General features: G+C 68.1%; 17 protein-coding genes. 5 read left to right on the forward strand and 12 right to left on the reverse strand.

Annotated elements, in window-relative coordinates:
- The first annotated feature begins 163 nt into the window (after positions 1-163).
- Positions 164-487, forward strand: a complete 324-nt coding sequence (gene fliE / locus VSR71_RS25440; RefSeq protein ID WP_342916548.1) for a flagellar hook-basal body complex protein FliE — start codon at positions 164-166, stop codon at positions 485-487.
- Between the two features lie 357 nt (positions 488-844).
- Here fliE and VSR71_RS25445 read toward each other — a convergent pair whose 3' ends face one another.
- The 8 genes from VSR71_RS25445 to VSR71_RS25480 all read right to left on the reverse strand — a co-directional run bounded on the left by VSR71_RS25445 (position 845) and on the right by VSR71_RS25480 (position 7136).
- Positions 845-1135, reverse strand: coding sequence for an EscU/YscU/HrcU family type III secretion system export apparatus switch protein (locus tag VSR71_RS25445; RefSeq protein WP_342916549.1), 291 nt, complete (start codon positions 1133-1135; stop codon positions 845-847).
- Entirely contained in the window at positions 1132-2436 is a 1305-nt protein-coding gene (locus VSR71_RS25450; RefSeq protein ID WP_342916550.1) for a flagellar hook-length control protein FliK, read from the reverse strand. The genes VSR71_RS25445 and VSR71_RS25450 overlap by 4 nt, the downstream gene beginning before the upstream one ends.
- 108 nt (positions 2437-2544) lie before the next feature.
- The gene (locus tag VSR71_RS25455; RefSeq protein WP_342916551.1) at positions 2545-2877 is read right to left on the reverse strand and encodes a flagellar protein FliT; all 333 of its coding nucleotides are present in this window, start codon (positions 2875-2877) and stop codon (positions 2545-2547) included.
- Position 2878: 1 nt separating this feature from the next.
- A complete protein-coding gene (gene fliS / locus VSR71_RS25460; RefSeq protein ID WP_342916552.1) occupies positions 2879-3286 on the reverse strand; it encodes a flagellar export chaperone FliS in 408 nt (135 codons plus the stop codon).
- An 18-nt stretch (positions 3287-3304) separates the two neighbouring features.
- The gene (gene fliD, locus VSR71_RS25465; RefSeq protein WP_342916553.1) at positions 3305-4711 is read right to left on the reverse strand and encodes a flagellar filament capping protein FliD; all 1407 of its coding nucleotides are present in this window, start codon (positions 4709-4711) and stop codon (positions 3305-3307) included.
- A gap of 56 nt (positions 4712-4767) precedes the next feature.
- On the reverse strand, positions 4768-5139 hold the full coding sequence (locus tag VSR71_RS25470; RefSeq protein ID WP_342916554.1) for a flagellar protein FlaG: 372 nt from the start codon (positions 5137-5139) through the stop codon (positions 4768-4770).
- A gap of 141 nt (positions 5140-5280) precedes the next feature.
- On the reverse strand, positions 5281-6570 hold the full coding sequence (locus VSR71_RS25475) for a FliC/FljB family flagellin (protein ID WP_342916555.1): 1290 nt from the start codon (positions 6568-6570) through the stop codon (positions 5281-5283).
- A gap of 224 nt (positions 6571-6794) precedes the next feature.
- Positions 6795-7136 (reverse strand): RNA chaperone Hfq, encoded by a 342-nt coding sequence (locus VSR71_RS25480; protein WP_342916556.1) that lies wholly within the window; start codon positions 7134-7136, stop codon positions 6795-6797.
- Between the two features lie 884 nt (positions 7137-8020).
- Between VSR71_RS25480 and VSR71_RS25485 the strand changes: the two genes are divergently transcribed.
- Both VSR71_RS25485 and VSR71_RS25490 read left to right on the forward strand, forming a co-directional pair.
- Complete coding sequence (locus VSR71_RS25485) at positions 8021-10120, forward strand: methyl-accepting chemotaxis protein (RefSeq protein ID WP_342916557.1); 2100 nt, start codon at positions 8021-8023, stop codon at positions 10118-10120.
- Positions 10121-10428: 308 nt separating this feature from the next.
- Positions 10429-11913, forward strand: a complete 1485-nt coding sequence (locus VSR71_RS25490; RefSeq protein WP_342916584.1) for an MDR family MFS transporter — start codon at positions 10429-10431, stop codon at positions 11911-11913.
- A 27-nt stretch (positions 11914-11940) separates the two neighbouring features.
- Here the strand turns inward: VSR71_RS25490 and VSR71_RS25495 are convergent, their stop codons facing one another.
- Positions 11941-12834, reverse strand: a complete 894-nt coding sequence (locus tag VSR71_RS25495) for an oxygenase MpaB family protein (protein ID WP_342916585.1) — start codon at positions 12832-12834, stop codon at positions 11941-11943.
- A 348-nt stretch (positions 12835-13182) separates the two neighbouring features.
- Between VSR71_RS25495 and VSR71_RS25500 the strand changes: the two genes are divergently transcribed.
- Positions 13183-13452, forward strand: coding sequence for a hypothetical protein (locus VSR71_RS25500; RefSeq protein ID WP_342916558.1), 270 nt, complete (start codon positions 13183-13185; stop codon positions 13450-13452).
- A gap of 289 nt (positions 13453-13741) precedes the next feature.
- On the forward strand, positions 13742-14185 hold the full coding sequence (locus tag VSR71_RS25505) for a BON domain-containing protein (RefSeq protein WP_342916559.1): 444 nt from the start codon (positions 13742-13744) through the stop codon (positions 14183-14185).
- A gap of 94 nt (positions 14186-14279) precedes the next feature.
- On the opposite strand, the gene VSR71_RS25510 is transcribed toward VSR71_RS25505, so the two are convergent.
- The 3 genes from VSR71_RS25510 to VSR71_RS25520 form a co-directional block, all read right to left on the reverse strand.
- Positions 14280-15347: a Ku protein gene (locus VSR71_RS25510; RefSeq protein WP_342916560.1), complete on the reverse strand. Its 1068-nt coding sequence runs from the start codon at positions 15345-15347 to the stop codon at positions 14280-14282.
- A 213-nt stretch (positions 15348-15560) separates the two neighbouring features.
- A complete protein-coding gene (locus tag VSR71_RS25515) occupies positions 15561-17603 on the reverse strand; it encodes a hybrid sensor histidine kinase/response regulator (protein WP_342916561.1) in 2043 nt (680 codons plus the stop codon).
- Between the two features lie 287 nt (positions 17604-17890).
- Positions 17891-18301 (reverse strand): hypothetical protein, encoded by a 411-nt coding sequence (locus VSR71_RS25520; protein WP_342916562.1) that lies wholly within the window; start codon positions 18299-18301, stop codon positions 17891-17893.
- Positions 18302-18380: the final 79 nt, after the last annotated feature.

The raw sequence follows: 18380 nt of genomic DNA on the forward strand, positions 1-18380 counted from the left end.
AGACCCGGTTTTCCGCCCGATTTCAGGCCATGGCGGGCGCGTGGCGGCGGGTACTCTGCAAACCGCTGAAAATCGGTGCGCCCCGTCTGCCTTGCCGTCATGAATGTGATCGACGGGACGCGCCATTGACTGACCCGGCCGCCGGCCGGCCCATGACGACGCCATGACCACTATCTCTTCCATCGAGTCCATGCTGCAGCAGCTGCGCGGCCTGTCACAGGTTGCCTCGGGCAACAGCGCCACCCAGTCGGCACCGGTTGCCGGCGGCGGCTTCGCCAGCGAGCTGCAACGCTCGCTGGGCAAGATCAACGCGGCGCAGGAGCGCGCCTACGGCCAGGCCGAGGCCTTCGAGCTGGGCAAGCCGGGGGTGGCGCTCAATGACGTGATGATCGACCTGCAGAAGGCGAATATCTCGTTCCAGACCGGGGTGCAGGTGCGGAACCGGCTGGTGCAGGCGTATCAGGAGATGATGAGCATGCCGATCTGAGCGGCTTCATCCGATGAATAGGGCCGCTGGGTGTTGCAAGTACCAAGGGCTTCAAACTGCTGACAAAGCGTTGATGCCGCTGGTTTGCTCCCCTCTCCCGCTTGCGGGAGAGGGGCCGGGGGTGAGGGCCGGCGCCCGGCAAGCACGGTGGCGCCTCACTTCGTGGACGCTCCCGCCCTCACCCCCACCCCTCTCCCACTGCGCGGGAGAGGGGAGCGACTGCATGAGGCGATGGCCATGGCAGCCATTCCGCATATCGCTGGCTTGAGAGATAACGCTCGCAGTGTTAACCTGGTCAGCAATCTGAGCCCCTAGTGTTGCAAGTATCAGGGGCTTTTTTGCTGCGTGTGGCTGCTGTCAGCCTTCTTGCCCGGCCGCGTCCAGGCCGGCTTCCAGGTGGTAGATCCACGCCAGCAGCTCGGCCACCGCCACGTACAGCTGCGGCGGGATCTGGCTGTCCAGGTCCACCTGCATCAGCAGGTTGACCAGGGTGGGCGAGTCGTGGATATAGACACCCGCTTCCCTGGCCCGCGCGATGATGGCCTCGGCCACCACGCCATAGCCCTTGGCGACCACGCGTGGTGCCTGGTTGTTGTGCTGGTAGCTGAGCGCGATGGCCGCGCCGCGGTCTGGCGCGCTTTCGCTCATGACGTGGCTCCGGCAGCCAGGTCGTCCTGGGTCTGGATATTCAGCCGCTGCAGCGGGATGCCTTGTGCTTCCAGGCGGCCGCGCAGCAGCGGCCGCGCGGCGATCAGGCGTGCGGCGATATCGGTCTCGCCGGTGGCGACACGCGCTTCCAGTCCGGATGGTCCCAGCGTCAGCAAGGCTTCGACATTGCCAAGGTTGGGCAACTGCAAGCGGATCCGGCTCGACCACGGCCGGCTCGCGTCGTCGGGCCCCTGGCCATTCGCCTCGGGGTCCGTACGCTGGATGTCCCACTCCATCGCCGCACCAGGCCACGCTTCGCCGGCAAAGCGGAACTGCTGGGTGGCTAGCAGTTCAAGTTGCTGGCGAACCACGCCTTCGGTCGTGGGATGAATCGCGGGTCCCGCGGGTGCCGCTTGCCGGGCGGCTTCGCCGGCGATGCTGTCGCTATCGCCGGTGCGCGCGGCATGCCCTGCCATCGATTCGGCAGTCGCGGTGCGCGCGGCGTCCGCGGTGGCCTGGTAGGCCTGCGTCGCCAGCATGCCGGTGGACGGGCGTTGCGGTGGCGTGTCGGTATCGCGGCTATACACCGCAGCGGAGCCGGTCCCTTGGCGCACACCCTGCTCGGAGGGCGCGTGACTGTGCGCCACGCGCGGATTGCGCGGCGAGGCCAGCGCTTCGGCCAGGACCTGCGAGGCCGGCAGCAGGGGCGGGGTGCTGATGCGGGGCATGTCACCGCTGGCCGGCCCGGTGTAGGTCAGCATGGCCGAGGCGGAAGCCTGCGATGACGCGGTGGCGGGTTGGCCGGGTGCCGCCTGCGGTGACGGTGGTACGGCTGCCTGCGGTTCTTGCAGGATGGTCGACAGAGGGCGCGCGCCGCTCACCCACTGCGCCAGGTGCGACTCATAGAACAGCCCGCTTCGTCCCACCGCATTCGCCAGCGCCGCCGCGGCGGCCTGGATCGAACCGGCTGACGGCGGTGCGGGCAACAACGGCGCGCCGGCCTTGACCGGCTGCGGCACGGTGCCCTCCATTACCGCCAGGATCGCGCGCGCGGCACTGCTCAGCGATTCACGGGTGGACGTGCCCGGCAGCAGCGCTGCCTGCGCAAGCAGGCCATTGGCGCCGGCGGCCTGCTGGCTGTGGCGGATCGCCTGGCCGGTTGAATTCTGGACATTCGATTCCGTGGCCTCGAGCACGGGCTGCAGCGCGGCCAGCTTGTCGATCGCCAGCGCGGGGCGCAGCAGTTGCGGGTCCGGGGCCTGACCGGGTGCCAGGCCTGGCGGCAGGTGGATGCCAGTCATCTGTCAGGAAGTCACGGAAAAAGGCGGCGCGGCGCAGGGTTGTACGCGCCTGTGGTCACGCGAGGGAGGCGCGCCGGTGCTGGCGCGCGGTATCTGTCCGGGTGCGGCTCAGGCCATTGCGCCGTAGGCCGATGCAAGCTCCACCTGGCGGCGCGAACTGGTCAGCATGTCGCCGAGCTTCTTCAGCTGCGGCACGGCCAGGTCGCGGATGCGGGCGTCATACGTGAGGATGCGGTCCAGCAGCTGGTAGCGACGCATGCGCTCGGCATCGGAGAACGGGGTTTCATGGTCGAGCTGGCGCAGGTGCTCGACCTGCTCCAGGTAGCTGCGCTGCAGCTCGGTGACGGTGTCCCAGTCGGCTGCCTGGGCAGCGTCGTACATGCGCGACGACAGGGCCAGGATGCCTTCGTAGCAGGTGACGATGGGGGAGAAGGGTGCCATTTCAGTCGTCCTGTAAGGCAGGTTGCGGCTCGTCGATCTGCGCCCACGCTGATGCCAGGCTTTCCAGCAGGGCATCGACCTCGGCCAGCAAGGCCGCGTCGCTGCGCAGGTTGGCCAGCATCAGGCGGCGGACCATGTATTCGTAGAGGGCCTCGAGGTTCGCGGAGATTTCGCCGCCCGCGTTGTGATCGAGCACGGCGCGCAGGCCGTTGTCGATGATGTCAATCGCTTTGGAGATGGCGTTGCCGCGTTCGGCAATGTTGCCGCCTTCCAGGTGGAATTTCGCGCGCGCGATGGCGGCGCGCGCGCCGTCGTACAGCATGGCGATCAGCTTGTGCGGGCTTGCGCTCATGGCACCGGTGTGAACACCGACCTGGGCGTAGGCGTTTGCGGCTTGGCGGGCGAACATGTGCGTTATCCCTGTAAGTTACTTGGAGCTGCTGTTGGTGAGCGCGTTGAACTGCTGTGTCAGATAGCTGCTGGTGCGGTTCATCTGCGCGACGACCAGGTCCAGTTGCGTGAACTGGGCCTTGTAGCGGTCGACGGTTGCATTGACGCGCTCTTCGACGCGGTCATAGTCGTCTTCCAGGTCCTTCAGCGTCTTGGTGATGCCGTCCTGCGCCGACTTCAGTGCGCCATCGGTCTTGGTCAGGCCGTCGACGTAGTCGGTGATCTGCTTGCCGATACCGCCGCTGCCGGTGGTGCTGGAAAACATCGCCGTGACACCGCCAAGGTCATTGTTCAGTGCCTTGGTCAGCTTGGCGTCGTCCAGCGCCATCGTGCCGTCCTTGTTGAACGAGATGCCGACGTCGATCAGCGTCATCGTGCCACCATTGCCGTTGTCCATCGCGCCGCCGAGCATGCTGCGCAGGCGCGACTGGATCGAACGCAGCGTGCTATCGCCGGTCAGCGCCGCCGAAGTTCCGGCGTCGGTGTCGAAGGCCGTCAAGGTCTTTGCCGTGCTCTGGATATTGTTGTACGCGGTGACGAATGCCTGGACCGACGCCTTGATCGCATCGTTGTCGCGGGTCACCACCAGCGAGGTGGTGCCGGTCTTGCTCAGGTTCATGGTCACGCCCTGCGCCGCGTCCACCACCGAGTTGCTCTGGCTGACCACGTCGATGCCATTGACCTTCAGCGTGGCATTGGCCGGCGGAACCTTCTGTTGCATCTTGTTCGCGGCAGGCGCGGCAGCCGGGTCAAAGGCGACCAGGTTGTTCAATGCGGCATCGGCCGACGACACCCGCATCGTGGCTTGCGTGCCGGTCTTGTCGGAAGTCAGCACCAGGCGGTAAGGCGTGGCGCTGCCATCGTTGACGATGCTCGCGGTCACGCCGATGCCGGCCTTGTTGATGGCGTCGCGCACGCCTTCGAGGGATGCATTGGCCGGGATCGTGACTTTCTTGGTGCTGGTGGCGGCGCCACCGGTAGCCAGCGCTTCGCCAAAGTCGAAGGTGATCTCGCCGCCGCCGATCGCCGCCTTCTGGTCGGCGACGTTGCCGCTTACCAGGGACTGCGCGGTGGCCAGCGTGTTGACGGTGATGCTGTAGTTGCCCGGTACGGCATTGGCGGCGGTGGTCACCGACATCACGTCGGTCGAGCCGACGGTCGCCTTGACCGCGCCGAACGTATCGGCGTTGGACAGCTTCTTGGCCGCGGCCTGGTATGCCGACAGCACGCTCTGCAGCTGGCTGAAGGCCGACAGCTTGGTCTGGTAGCTCTTGGCCTGGTTGTTGATCGCGGTAAGCGGTGCTTGTTCCGCCGTCTTGAGCTGGTCCAGCAGGGAGCTCAGGTCCAGGTTGGAGCCGATGCCGATGGAGGAGATCGTGGCCATGCTTGTCGTGCCTCTTCTTCAACTGTTGTTCGTTTGCGCGGCGATGGTGCGTGGCCTCAGGCCGTCTTGCTGACCAACAGGCCCTGCAGCTTGTCCATGGCCCGGGCGATGCGCAACACCTCTTCCGTTGGCATCTGGCGGATCAGGTCGCCAGTTTCCTTGTCGATCACCTTGGTGATGATGCGGTTGGTGTCTTTGTCGATCTCGAAACGCAGACCGACCGAGGTGGTCTTCAGCGCGTCGGCCAGTTCGCCGAGCGCGGCCTGTGCAGCGATGGAGACAGTGCTGTCGCCCGGCATCGCCGCGTCGCCTGCCGCTTCGGTCCTCCCGGCCGGTGCCGGCGCGCGATGCGCCGTGGCCGCATGAGCGGACAGCATGTCGGACGGCAGCCGGACTGCGCCAGGATTCAGGATCGGGGAAGGCGGCATGATCTGCTCCGTCCAGGGCGGGAGATTTCAGGGTTAGGTTGAAACGCTTGGCTCGCAGCGGCCTGCCAGCGAAACGCTCCAGCTGATCGGGCAAAAAGGCCGGGCCTTGCGGCCCAGCCTTTTGTGCCATGCGTGGTTCGATTAACGCAGCAGCGACAGCACGTTCTGCGTGGTCTGGTTGGCTTGCGCCAGGACCGAGGTGCCAGCCTGTTGCAGGATCTGCGCGCGGGTCATGTTCGACACTTCCGTGGCGTAGTCAGCGTCCTGGATGCGCGAACGCGACGACGACAGGTTGGTCACGGTCGTGCCCAGGTTGGCGATGGTCGAGTCGAAGCGGTTCTGCACGGCACCCAGGGAGCTGCGCAGGTCGTCAACGATCTTCAGGGCGGCGTCGATCTTCTTCAGCGGGTTGTTGGTCGACGCGCCGGCGAATTCGGCCGTAGCGCCTGCGCCGCTCAGGACGATGTCGGTGCCGGTGTAGTCGAAGTCGGTCGGCGTGGCGCCGCCGTTGGCCAGCGCGCCTGCGCCGATGGCGAAGTTGCGGCCTTGCACGCTGGCGTAGGCGGTCACGACGCCGGCGCTGTCGGTGCCGACCTTGACCAGCTGGTTGGCCAGTGCGGTGGCAGTGGTCACGCCGTTGCTCGGGTCGGTGAACTCGAGGTCGGCGCGGTTCAGCACGACGTTGCCGGTGGCATCGTCCACCGAAGCAGCGTAGAAGTCGTCGCCCGACTTCACCACGAAGGTGGCGGTGGCGGCGCCGTTGGCGTCCTTCACGTTGTGCAGGCTCAGGCTGCTGGCCGACACGCCCAGCGAGGTCGCGGCGGACGACAGGTCCACGGCTTCCGGCGTACCGCCGGTGTTGGTCTGGGTGATGGCTTCGCTGACATTCAGGGCATTGCTGCTCAGGCTGAAGCCCTTCAGGCCCAGCGTCGACGAGTCGATCTGCTTCAGGTCGATGGTGATGGTCTCACCGTCATTGGCGCCAACCTGGACCGTCAGCGGCTTGGCGCTGGACGACAGCACCTTCACGCCGTTGAAGTCGGTTTGCTGCGAGGTGCGGTCGACTTCCGCCAAGCGCTGCGAGATTTCGTCCTGGATCGACTTCAGGTCCGAAGCCGAGTTCGAGCCGTTGGCGGCCTGCACGCTCAGTTCACGGATACGCTGCAGGTTGTTGTTGACTTCGGTCAGCGCGCCTTCGGTGGTCTGCGCCAGCGAGATGCCGTCGTTGGCGTTGCGCTGGGCTTGGGTCAGGCCCTTGATGTTGGCGGTGAAGCGGTTCGCAATGGCCTGGCCAGCTGCGTCGTCCTTGGCGCTGTTGATGCGCAGGCCCGACGACAGACGCTGGATCGCCGTGTTCAGCGACGATTGCGAAGCGTTCATGTTGTTCTGAGTCATCAGAGACAACGAATTGGTGTTAATGACTTGCGCCATTTACGACTCCTATTTGCAAAGTTTTTTGGCATTCCGGCTGCTAGCCGTAACGTTGGCTGCCTGCTTTGCAGGGCGTAGAGTGCCTCCGTTGCAAGGGTTATCGACCGCCCTCGGCAAAGGTTTAGAGTGATCTCTGCAAGAGTTTCGGGGGGTATCGCCGGGGGCGGAGGGGCGTGCGACGGCCTGCCAAAAGGCCAGAGGAGGGTGGCGTTGCGATGGCTGCTTCAGCGCCGCTTGCGCGTACGCGGTATATAGATAGGCACGAATTCCGCCGCGATCGCCGGGTCGATCCCCACCGCGATCGCCGGGTCGATCCCCACCGCCGACGTGTCCAGCGGCGTCACCAGGCAGATCGCCTGCTTGTAGACGATCGTGGGCTGCGGATCGTCCAGCCGCCGCCCGAGCAGCACCATGTAGTTGTCCGTTCCCAGCACGAACCCCTGCAGCCGCGTACCGTTGGACAAGTGGATGACCACCGGCGCGCGATTGGCCGACTGGGCGGCGAGGTGCTGGTACTGCAGAGTCTTTCGGCTGGAGCGCTTGGGCCGGATTTCCTTCTTCTTCACAACGACTCCGGAAGAGCCCGCAAGGGATCTGGCGGCTGATGACGGTCCGATGGCCGGCGCCGGGATGAGGGGCGCGGCCAGGGCGGCACGGGAAAGATCCGCTCTCGGAACCGGCCTCGGGTCGGGACGTCGGCGCCGCGGTGCCTGCGGGCCTCGCGTGCGCAGCCCGGGGCGTCGCGCACATGCCGGCGAGGGGCGCTGCCAGAAGAGAAGGGGGATACTTCAGAGCCGAGAGTAACAAAGTTTTACAAGGGTTGACGGGCGGAGTGCCTCGCTGGGCCTAGAGTCTTTGCTCTATAAAACTTGTTGCGCTCGGAGCTGTGGTATTGTAGCCGTTTTGTGCGGTTGCACAATGGCCCTTTCCGCCGAATTCGCGAGCCCTGAGATGGCCGGGGGCCACGGGGCAATGTGAAGGAAAGTCAAAAATTCGCCCTGAAGTGATACCAGGGCAAAAATCGCTAAAAGTGCATAAATTGCCGCATTGCACATAAGGGATTTCCCTGATAGAAACGGGATTTACACCTCATGTAAGCGCGTTTATATTCTTGGCAAGAGCTTGGGTTCAAGCTCTTGTAGTCCTGGAAAGCCTACGAGCACCCCGCGCGTGGGCTTCTTTTTTGCCTACGTCGTTTGGAACGCGCTCTGTGGCGCTGTGGTCGTGCATAAACCGACCGGTCGGGATGCCCACCGTGATTTAAAGCCACCTTCCGGACAGGCAATTCAGCGAACTGCGGGTGTTTTTGCCTCTAATTCTCATTTCCCTTCAAGAACTGTTCGCTGACCGCCGATAGCCCGGCTGCGCTGCCGTATTGCCGTCGCCCGGCCCCCGGCAGGACCGCGCTCGTACGGACATACAACAACCAGTTCAGGAAGGGAGCGTAGTGATGGCATGGTTTCGCAACATTGGCATCGGGGTACGGCTGTCCCTGGCCTTTTCCGTGGTGGTCGTGCTGCTGGTGGGCATCGCCTTGTCGGGCGTCTATGCACTGGGCGGCATGAACGAGGCGATGCGCATGACCGTGGAAGGCCGCCTGCTGAAGGTGCTGGACCTGAACCGGGTCAAGGAGGACGCGCAGGAGGTCGGCATCATGGTGCGCGACGCCACGCTGACCGAAGACCCCGCCATGGCCGCGCGGAATGCCGGGCGTATCCAGGCACTGCGCAAGTCGATGCAGGAAACGCTGGCCGAGATGGGCAAGGTGATGATGGAGGCTTCGGGCCGGCCGGACCTGCAGAAGCGCTTTGCCGAACTGGACGCGGCGCGGCACGCCTATGACGGCCAGCTCGACCTGGTGTTGCGGCAGGTCGGCGCCGGTGAATTCGCCGGCGCGCGGGCGGCACTGGTGGTGACGCTGCCGGCGGCGCAGGGGCCGTATTTCGAACAGCTCGATGGCCTCGTGGCGATGGGGCGGGCCGGCGCGGTCGCGGCGGTGAAGGAATCAGATGGGCGCTACGCCTGGACCCGCAACGTGCTGCTGGGCATGGCCGCCGCGGCGGTGGCGCTGGCAGCGTTGCTGGGACTGGCGATCACGCGCTCGGTGACGCGCCCGGTGCGGCAGGCGCTGAAGGCAGCCGAGGCGCTGGCCACCGGCGACCTGCGCTATCGAGTGACGGTGCGCAGCCGCGATGAGACGGGGCGCATGCTGGCCGCGCTGGAACGCGCCTTTCGACACCTGTCGGGCCTGGTGCAGGGGATCCAGCGCGCCTCGGGCTCGATCGAGGGCGCGACGCGCGAGATCTCGCGCGGCAACGCGGACCTGTCGGTGCGCACCGGCCAGCAGGCTGCGTCGCTGCAACAGACGGCGGCGTCGATGGAGCAGCTGACCTCGACCGTGCGCCAGAACGCCGACAATGCGCGCCAGGCCAGCCAGCTGGCGCTGAATGCGTCGGAGGTCGCTTCGGAGGGCGGCCGCGCCGTGCGCGAGGTGGTGCAGACCATGGAGACCATCTCGCGTTCGTCGTCGCAGGTGGCCGAGATCACCGGCGTGATCGAAAGCATCGCCTTCCAGACCAATATCCTGGCGCTCAACGCCGCGGTGGAAGCTGCGCGCGCGGGCGAGCAGGGGCGCGGCTTCGCCGTGGTCGCGGCGGAAGTGCGCAGCCTGGCGCAACGATCCTCGGCGGCCGCCAAGGAGATTGCCGGGCTGATCGGCGGCTCGGTGCAGCAGGTGCGGGAAGGGGCGCGGCAGGCCGAGCAGGCCGGCCGCACCATGGACGATATCGTCGGCGCCGTCGGGCGCGTGACGCATATCATCGGCGAGATCTCGGCGGCCAGCGCCGAGCAGACCACCGGCATCGAGCAGGTCAGCCTGGCGGTGACGCAGATGGAAGGCGTGACACAGCAGAACGCGGCACTGGTCGAGCAGGCCGCCGCCGCGGCGCAGAGCCTGCTGCACCAGGCCGACGGGCTGGTGGCCGAAGTGGGGCGGTTCGAGGTGGAGGCGCAAGCGGCGCCGGCTACCGAAGCGGTGATGCCCGCCGCACTCGCGCCCGCCGTCCGGCCAGTGTCTCGGGCCATGCGCGCTGTTCAGCCCGCTGTTCAGCCCGTAGTTCAGTCCGTTGTTCCGCCCGTTGTTCCACCCGTTATTCCACGCACCACGGCCGCCGCGAAGCGGATGGCAGGGGCGGCGCGCGCCACGGCGCCGGTCAGCAAGCCATCCAGCCAGCCCTCCACGCCTGCCGTTGTCCCAACCTCCGCGCCTACGCCGCCGCGTGTGCCCCGCGCTCCTGCCGCGCCTGCGCCATCGCGCCCGCACCGGGCCCCTGCCGTGGCCACTCGCCAGCCCGCCGTGCCCGCCGCGGTGCGCGCCCCGATCGAGCGCAAGCCGCAGAAGTCCGTGCTGCCGGCACGCACGCCAGCCCTGCCGATCCGCACGCGCCCGGCCGTCACACACCGCCGCCAGGAGCCTGTGCTGCCGGTCGCGCCGCGCCGTCGCGCAGCCCAGCCGGCCATGGCCGACGGCGGCGACTGGGAAACGTTCTGAGCCGATCCGGCCCGGCGCGCCAGCGGCCCTGGCGCGCCGGGGCACGGCAAGCACCAGCGGCGGGAAGCGCCTACAATAGCCGCTCTCCTTGACTCCGCAACAAGAGCAGGACCGGTCACCGCGCAGCCTCGCAGCGCGGCTAGCCGCGATCCTGCCGTCCGCAGGTGCACATGACCGCCGTCCCCTCCCAGCCGCCGTCCCACGCGGCCGTCGCCGCTGCCCCTTCCGCTTCGTCAGGCGTTCCTGCCGCCACGACCCCGCCTTCGGCCCCGCACAATACCGGCGCGCCCATGCCCCCTGTGCCGGTCATGCAGGTGATCTTCGGGCTGATGCTGGCGATCCTGCTGGGCGCGCTGGAGCAGTCGATCGTCGCCGTGGTGCTGCCCGAGATCGCGCTGCAGCTCAACGGCTTCGACAACATGGCGTGGGTGATCTCCGCCTACCTGGTGGCATCGACCGTCACCACGCCGATCTACGGCAAGCTTTCCGATCTGCTCGGCCGGCGTTCGGTGCTGTCCTTCGCCATCGTGCTGTTCCTGCTGGCTTCCGTCGCCTGCGCGCTGGCGCAGACCATGCCGCAGCTGATCCTTGCGCGCATCCTGCAGGGCCTGGGTGGCGGCGGGCTGTTGTCGGTGTCGCAGGCGACCATTGCCGACGTGGTGCCGCTGCGCGAGCGCGGCCGCTACCAGGGTTATGTCAGCGGGGTGTGGGCCGTGGCGAGCATGGCCGGCCCGGTGATCGGCGGCTACCTGGCGCACTTCCTGTCATGGCGCTGGATCTTCTGGATCAACCTGCCGCTGGCGCTGCTGGCGCTGGTGACCGTGCGGCGCGCGCTGCGCCACCTGCCCGCGGGCGGGCGCCGCCACCGGATCGACTACCTGGGCGCGCTGCTGTTCGGCGCGGGGCTGAGCGGCGTGCTGGTGTTCCTGACGCGGCTCGGCCAGGGCCAGTCGCCGTCGCGGCCCGATACGCTGGCGATGCTGCTGGCTGGCCTTGCGTGCCTGGGACTCTTCATCTGGCAGGAACGTCGCGCGGCCGATCCCGTCATCCCGCTGGCGATGCTGCGCGTGCCCACCGTGGCGATCTGCTGCATCACGCTGTTCCTGTGCTTCTTCCAGCTGATCGCCATGTCGGTGCTGTTGCCGCTGCGCTTCCAGGTGGTGGCCGGCGCGCAGGCCGATGCGGCCGCGCTGCGGCTGGTGCCGCTGACGCTGGCCATCCCCTTCGGCGCGTTTGCGGCGGGCCGGCTGATGTCGTGGAGCGGGCGCTACAAGCCGCTGCAGATGGCCGGCGCGCTGGTGGCGCCGCTGGCGATCGTGGCGCTGGCATTTGTCGATCCGCGCGCGGCGTGGCTGTGCGCGCTGGTGATGGTGGTGCTCGGGCTGGCGATCGGCCTGCAGCTGCCCAGCGGGCTGGTGGCGACGCAGAACGCCGTGCCGCTGCAGCATGTCGGCGTCGCCACCGCGTTGACCGCGTTCTCGCGCATGCTCGGCGGCGCGGTCGGCGTGGCGGTGCTGACCACGGTGCTGCTCGCGCTGCTGCGGCACGGCGGCATGGCGGTCAGTGACCTGGGCGGTGGCGAAGACGTGCTGATGCAGTTGTTCCGGCGCGTGATGGCGGGCTCGCAGGATGGCGGCGATGCCGCGGCGGTGCGCCAGGGCGCCGAGCATGCCTTCCGGCTGCTGTTGCTGATGAGCGCGGCGGTATCGCTGCTGGCGCCGTTCCTGGTGGCTCGGCTGCCGGAGACAGCGCTGCGCGGCAGCGTCGGCAGCGCAGCAGCGGCCGCGGAGTAAACGCACCGAAGGCTGGGCCGGGATGTCCTAGCCCGCAGCTCCGCCCACATTGCCGCCGCGGGCCACGCGCCGCCGTGCCCGCGCGGCCAGCCCCGCGCCCAGGGCCCAGCGCAGCGCCGGCGCGAGCACGCGCATGCCGGCCCGCGTGGCCGAGCGCCCCAGCGAAGGTCCGTCGAGCTCAAGCTGCTGCCGCGCCCACGGTGGCAGCAAGGCTATGCCGGCATCGGCCATGATCCGCACCGCCGGTTGCAGCAGCGGGTTGGCCACCGGCATCCTGCGCACCAGCCGCACCACTTCACGGGTGCGCTCGCTGGCCTGCAGCTGGGGCCGCATCGCTTCCAGGTAGGCCGCCACCGCCGCGCGCGAGCGTGGAACGTCGGCCGCGCCGAGCAGCAGCGCGATGCGCGCGACCTCGTCGTAATAGCGGTCCTGCTCGGCCTCGCCCAGCGGCCCGACATAGCGCAGGTAGCCCGCCATGAAGCTCGACACCTCGGCCACATGCACCCACGTCAGCAGCGCCGGATCCGTTGCCGCATAGTGCCGGCCGTCCGGCGCCACGCCGCTCACGCCGGCATGGATGCGCCGCACGCGCCCGATCAGCGCCATGGCATCGCCGCGGCTGCCGTAGGTGGTGCCGGCAATAAACTGCGCGGTGCGGCCCAGCCGGCCCTGCATGTCGGTGCGAAAGCTGGAGTGGTCCCACACGCCGGCCAGCGCCAGCGGATGCAGCGTCTGCAACAGCAGCGCGCTGACGCCGCCGGCCAGCATTGCCGGAAAGTCCGCATGCACGCGCCAGCAGACCGCGTCGGGACCGAACAGGCCGGGGTCGCCGGGCGGGTTGTCATAGTCGAGGCTGAGGCCGGAATTGCTGCGCGTCAGCGCGCGCACGTGCGCGCCGGCGTGCGCGCGCACCCGGGCCATTGGCCCTCGCGCGCTGCGTTCGCGCCGGGCGTGGCGGGAGAGCGCGGGATCGGCGGAGTTGGCGGAGTTGGCGGGATCGGTGTGGCTGGACAAGACCGTGTGGCAAGAAGACGTCACGGCCAGCATACACGGTAAGCCGCGGACGCGCGCGAACTGGCTGCCGCGGCAAACCGGCAGCGGCAACCTGAGAAAAAAGGGCCGGATCTTCCGTTCGGAAGACCCGGCCGATCAAGTTCCGGCGTATGCCCCTGCGGCTGCACCGCATGTTGCTGCCGCACATACCCGGATAGCTGCCTCTATGTCAGCAGGCAAGCCTGACTGCTGGAACTACTGCTGGCGTTGTCCGCCTTGCTGGCCGCCCTGACCGCCCTGACCGCCCTGTTGGCCGCCCTGACCGCCCTGCTGACCACTGCGTTGACCGCTTTGCTGGCCCGGTTGCGAGCTGCCGCGATCCTGCTGTTGCTGTTGGCCTTGACCGCGGTCCTGGTTACCCATTTGACCGCCGCCTTGTTGTTTTTCCATGTCAGATTGTTGGCCGCCGCGTTGGCCAGACTGCTGTTCCTGCTGCTTTTGGCCCGACTGCGATTGACCCGGCTGTTGCTGCTGTCCCATTGCTAGTCTCCTTGACGCGGCGGACTGCCGCATTCCCGGTTTTGCAATCGCCATGCCAAGCGCGCACGTGCCGGCAGCGGGCTTGCCGTGGCCGGCCGCGCCGCATGCTGCACCCGTCCGGGCTGCCCGCTTTTACAACAGGTGGCCCGATTTACACACCCCTGTCGAAGCGGGGCTTGCGTGGCGTTGGGCGAACACGCGGGTATGGAGTTTGCAGTCAGGCAAGGTGCCAGCAGTCCCGCGTGCCAGCAGCGAACGCGGCGAGGCGCTGGGAACCTGTACAGGAGACACATCCATGCGAATTTCCCGATTTTCCGCGCGCAGCCTCAGGCTGGCCTGCGTGGCCGCGGCGCTGGCGGCGGCTGCAGGCGCCGCGCAGGCGCTCGATAAAAGTGGCCTGATCTTCATCGCGGCCGACAACACGCCGGCGGCGCCGGTCAACTCCGCGCCAGGCATGCCGGGCCGGGCCGACCCGGATCGCGGCGCCAGCGCCGACATGAATGCCGACAAAGCCAAGCAGGCGGTCGAGGATGGCGCCATCACCACCAAGATCAAGACCAAGCTGCTGACCGCCAAGGATCTGAAGTCGACCGGCATCCACGTGAAGACGAAGAACGGCACGGTTGATGTGGGCGGCACGGTGCCAAGCCAGCAACAGCATGACCTCGCGCTGGACACGATCCGCAGTGTGGAAGGCGTGACGTCGGTGAACGATAACCTCAAGGTGACTTCGCGCTGATTGCGTGAAGCGCAATGCCCGGCACGCCGGTGCCCCGCGTCCGCCCTTGTGGGAAACGGGGGCACCGGCGCCGCCGCCGGCTTCAGGATTTCAGCTAGGCGGCTTTGCGGCGTGTCGTGCCGGTGCTCTTGCGTGCGGTGGCATGAGTCTTGGCGTGGGACTTGGCCGGCGCATGCTTGGTCGCGCTAGCGCGCTTCGCCGTTTTCCGCTTTGCCGGTGCCTTCTTCGCCGCGGCATGGCGCGCAGGCGTCTTGCGGCGGCCGCGGCTTGCGCCGGCGCGGTCGTCTTCGGCCCCGGTTTCCTCCACTGCTTCCTCCGCGGGTTTCGCGCGGCCCCGGCCCTTGCCCTCGTCCCCCTTGCCGCGCTCGCCCAGGCTCTTGCGCAGCAGCGCCACCATGTCGATGACCTTCGCGCTGCGTCGCGGCGCTTCTTCGTCCTCGGTGGGCTGGGTCAGCTGATGAGTCTTGCCGGATTCGATCTTCTCTTCGATGCGCGCCATCATGTCGTCGCGATAGGTATCGCGATACTGCTCTGGCTGCCAGTCCTCGGTCATGTCCTCGACCAGCTTGGTTGCCATCGCGATCTCGCGCGCTTGGGCACCGCTGCCCCTGGCGCTCGACGCCTTCGGCAGGCGCAGCTCTGATATCGGCAGCACCTCGTCGGCAAAGCGCATGGTATTGAGCACCAGCGCGTTGTCGTGCACCAGCATCGCCGCCAGGTGCTGGCGGTTGCGCAGCACCACCAGCGCCAGCGCGGCGCGGCCGGTGCGCCGCATCGTCGCATGCAGCAGCGCATAGCCGCGGTCGCCGCGCTTGTCCGGCTCGAGGTAGTAGGGAGTGTCGAAGAAGTAGGGCGGAATGCTTTCCGCCTCGACAAAACTGACGATGTCGACCGTCTGCGTGGCCTCGACGTTGGCCTGGCGGAAATCCTCGTCATTCAGCAGCACGTACTCGTCCTTGGCGTACTGGTAGCCCTTGACGATGTGCTCCTTGTCGACCGGCTTGCCGGTGCTCTTGTTGATGCGCTGGTAGCCCACCGGAGCCATGTCGCGCGCGTCTAGCAGGTCGAGGTCGAGCGTCTGGCTGCGGGAGGCCGGCCGCAGTACGACCGGGATATTGACGAGGCCAAAGGTAATGGCGCCTTTCCAGATGATACGGGACACTTGACGGCTCCTTGAATGGCTCCTTTATCGCGCGCGCGTTGCGGCGGCGGTGGCGGCTGGTCGCCCGGTGGCGGGTCGGAGACGGGTTCGGGAGGGCCCGGCGGCGGCTCGGGCGGCGGCACTTCCGGCTCTCGCGGAGGGATGTCGGGGTCGGGTGTGGTATGCACGTAGGCTCCTTGTCAGGGTGGCTGGCGGACCGGCATGGCCAGGCGGCTAGGCACGTTCCTTGAGCGTATCGAGCAGGTGCGTCAGCGCGTCCAGGTCGGCCGGCTTGACCAGGTGCTGGTCGAAGCCCGCTTCCATCGCGCGCCGGCGGTCCTCGGGCTGGCCGAAGCCGGTCAATGCGACCAGCGTGGCGCCGCGCATCTCGGGCAGCGCGCGCAGCCGGCGCGCGGTCTCGAAGCCGTCCATGGCCGGCATGCCGAGGTCCAGCAGCACCACTTCCGGGCGCGCGGCGGTGGCGAGCGCGACAGCGGTAGGCCCGTCCGGCGCGGTCACCACGGTGTGGCCCATGGTCTGCAGCGTCATGGTCATGGCTTCGAGCGCGTCGGCGTTGTCGTCCACCACCATGACCCGCCGCGACACGCCGCTGTGCGCCGCGGACTTGCCGGTGCCGGGGTGCCACTTGTGCCACGGCTCGACCGGCAGCGTGACGGTGAAGGTGCTGCCCTGGCCAGGGCCGGGACTGTCGGCGCGGATCGTGCCGCCATGCAGCACGACCAGCTTCTGCACCAGCGTCAGGCCGATGCCGGGCCCGTCGTGCGGGAAGACATTGGGCGCTATGGCGTTGCCGCGGTTGGCGGTATCGATGCTGCTGGCTTTGCCGGCGTGGTCATCGGCGGGATCGTGCGGGGCCAGCGGGTCGAACAGCAGCCGCTGCAGTGCCTCGGACAGCCCGGTGCCGTTGTCGCGCACACGCACCGTGACATAGCTGCCGGCGGAAGCGCTGGCCGGATCCTGGTCAAGCGTGGCATCGACCGTGATCTGGCCGCCCGCGGGTGTGTAGGCGGCGGCATTGTGCAGCAGGTTGCTGAAGATCTGCGTCAGCCGCACCAGGTCGCCGCGCACCGGCAGCGGCTGCTCGGGCAGCGACAGGCGCAGCGTGTGGCGGTAGGCCTCGATCTCCGGCCGCACGGCTTCGACCGCGGTGTTGAGCGCGGCGCGCAGTTCGACCAGGTCCTGCCGCAGTGTGATGCGGCCCTGGTTGAAGCGCGAGATATCGAGCAGCTCGTCGACCAGCCGGGTCAGGTGGTGCAGCTGGCGGCCGATGATGTCGCGCGCGCGGAACATGTCCTCGCGCGAGGGCGACAGCTGCTGCAGCATGTCGGCGGCGCTGCGCAGCGGGGCGAGCGGGTTGCGCAACTCATGGGCGAGCATGGCCAGGAACTGGTCCTTGCGCCGCTCCTCGTCGCGCAGCGCGCGTTCGGCGCGGTTCTGCAGGGTCACGTCCTGGCAGATGCCGGCAATGCGCAACGGCCGGGCATTGTCTGGATCGGCGCGCGCGGGCGCCCGACCCGCGCCATGCACGGGATAGGCGCGCGCGCGGATCTCGCGCAACTGGCCGTCCGGCCGCGTCATCTGGAATTCGATATCCATGCGGCCGTCGTTCATCATGCTGGCGAGAGCAGCCTCGACGCGCGCGCGGTCAGCCGGGATAAGGCGGTCCAGGCAGCGGGGCGGGTCTTCCATGACGTCCGCAGCCGGATGCCCCCACAGCGCCTCGAACGAGGGGCTGACGAACAGCAGCCGCCGGTCGGCGGGATCGAGGATCCAGACCACGTCGGCCAGCGATTCCGCCAGTTGGCGGAACAGGTCCTCGTTGTCGTGCAGTGCCTGCGTGGTGCGGTAGTAGGCATCCTCGGCCCCGCGCAGCCGCAGCAGCGCCTGGATGCTCGACAGGACTTCCTCGGGCTCGGCCGGTTCGACCAGGTAGCCGTCGGCCCCGCAGTTCAGCGCCTCGACCCGCTGGCGCGCCTGGGGCTCGCCGGGCGAGGTCAGCAGCACCAGGGTGCGCGCGATCTCCGGGTCGTCCTTGATCAGCCTGCACACCTCCAGTCCACTGATATCGGGCAGGCGCGATGACAGCAGCACCAGCGCCGGCGCATGCTGGCGCACCAGCGCCAGCGCCGACTGGCCGGTGGCCGCCTCGATCACGGAAAACTCGCCGCGATGCAGGATGCGGCTCTTGACGTAGCGCGGTCCCTCGCGGTCCTCGACGTTGAGGATCAGCGGAGCGCGATTGGCTTGCGGGCGCATGGCGTCACGCTGACGCGCGCTTTCGCGCACGTCCGCAAGCGATCACCGGCGTGCAGGAGCGCGGCCGGTTCGGAAGCAGGTAAAAGCGTCCCGGGGCCATCCCCTCATGTGCAAATCTTGCACGGTCTGGCAGCGCCCAGGCTGTAGTAATTACATGCATGCAGAAGTGATCCATTGCGTTCCCCCTTGTGGCGGCTCATCCACGGGCCCTCGACGAGGCCGTTGGTGCTTCGCCGTGGCAAGAGGCGTGCCGGGACCCGGCGCCGGCAAACTGGCGCAGACTGGCTTCAGCGGCGAGCAGCCTCGCCGCTATGTGCCTCGGCGCTCGGCGAGGTACCGCCGTGCGGGCCGGTCGAACCGGGAGCTTCGGCGGCCTTCTGCGGGATCCTGCCGGCGTCGGTGGCGCCCGCCGGGCTGGCGCCCTTGCCGAAGCGCGCGGCCAGCGTGTCCTGCACGCGGGCGAGGGCGTCGGCCTGTTGCTTGGCCGTCTCCGCTTCCTTGGCCTTCTTGGCTTCGGCCGCCTGCTGTTGTTCGGCAGTGGGTGCCGGCAGCCGCGCATGCACCGGCGCGGCGGCGAACGACAGCATCGCGCAGGAAACCAGCAGACGGCGCAACGCGCGCCGGCTGTGCGGCGCGCCGGAGCCAGCGCCGCCACCGCCGGCGGCACGGATCATTCCGGGAATGCTGAGGTGGGTCATTGCGGCCTCTCCATAGGTTGCAGCCCGGCGCTCACGCCGGTCGTCTATGGAAAGCGGCGCAAGAAATGTGCCGCGGGTG

Origin of the sequence: Cupriavidus oxalaticus (genome assembly GCF_038900635.1) — a bacterium.
Lineage (GTDB): Bacteria > Pseudomonadota > Gammaproteobacteria > Burkholderiales > Burkholderiaceae > Cupriavidus > Cupriavidus oxalaticus_B.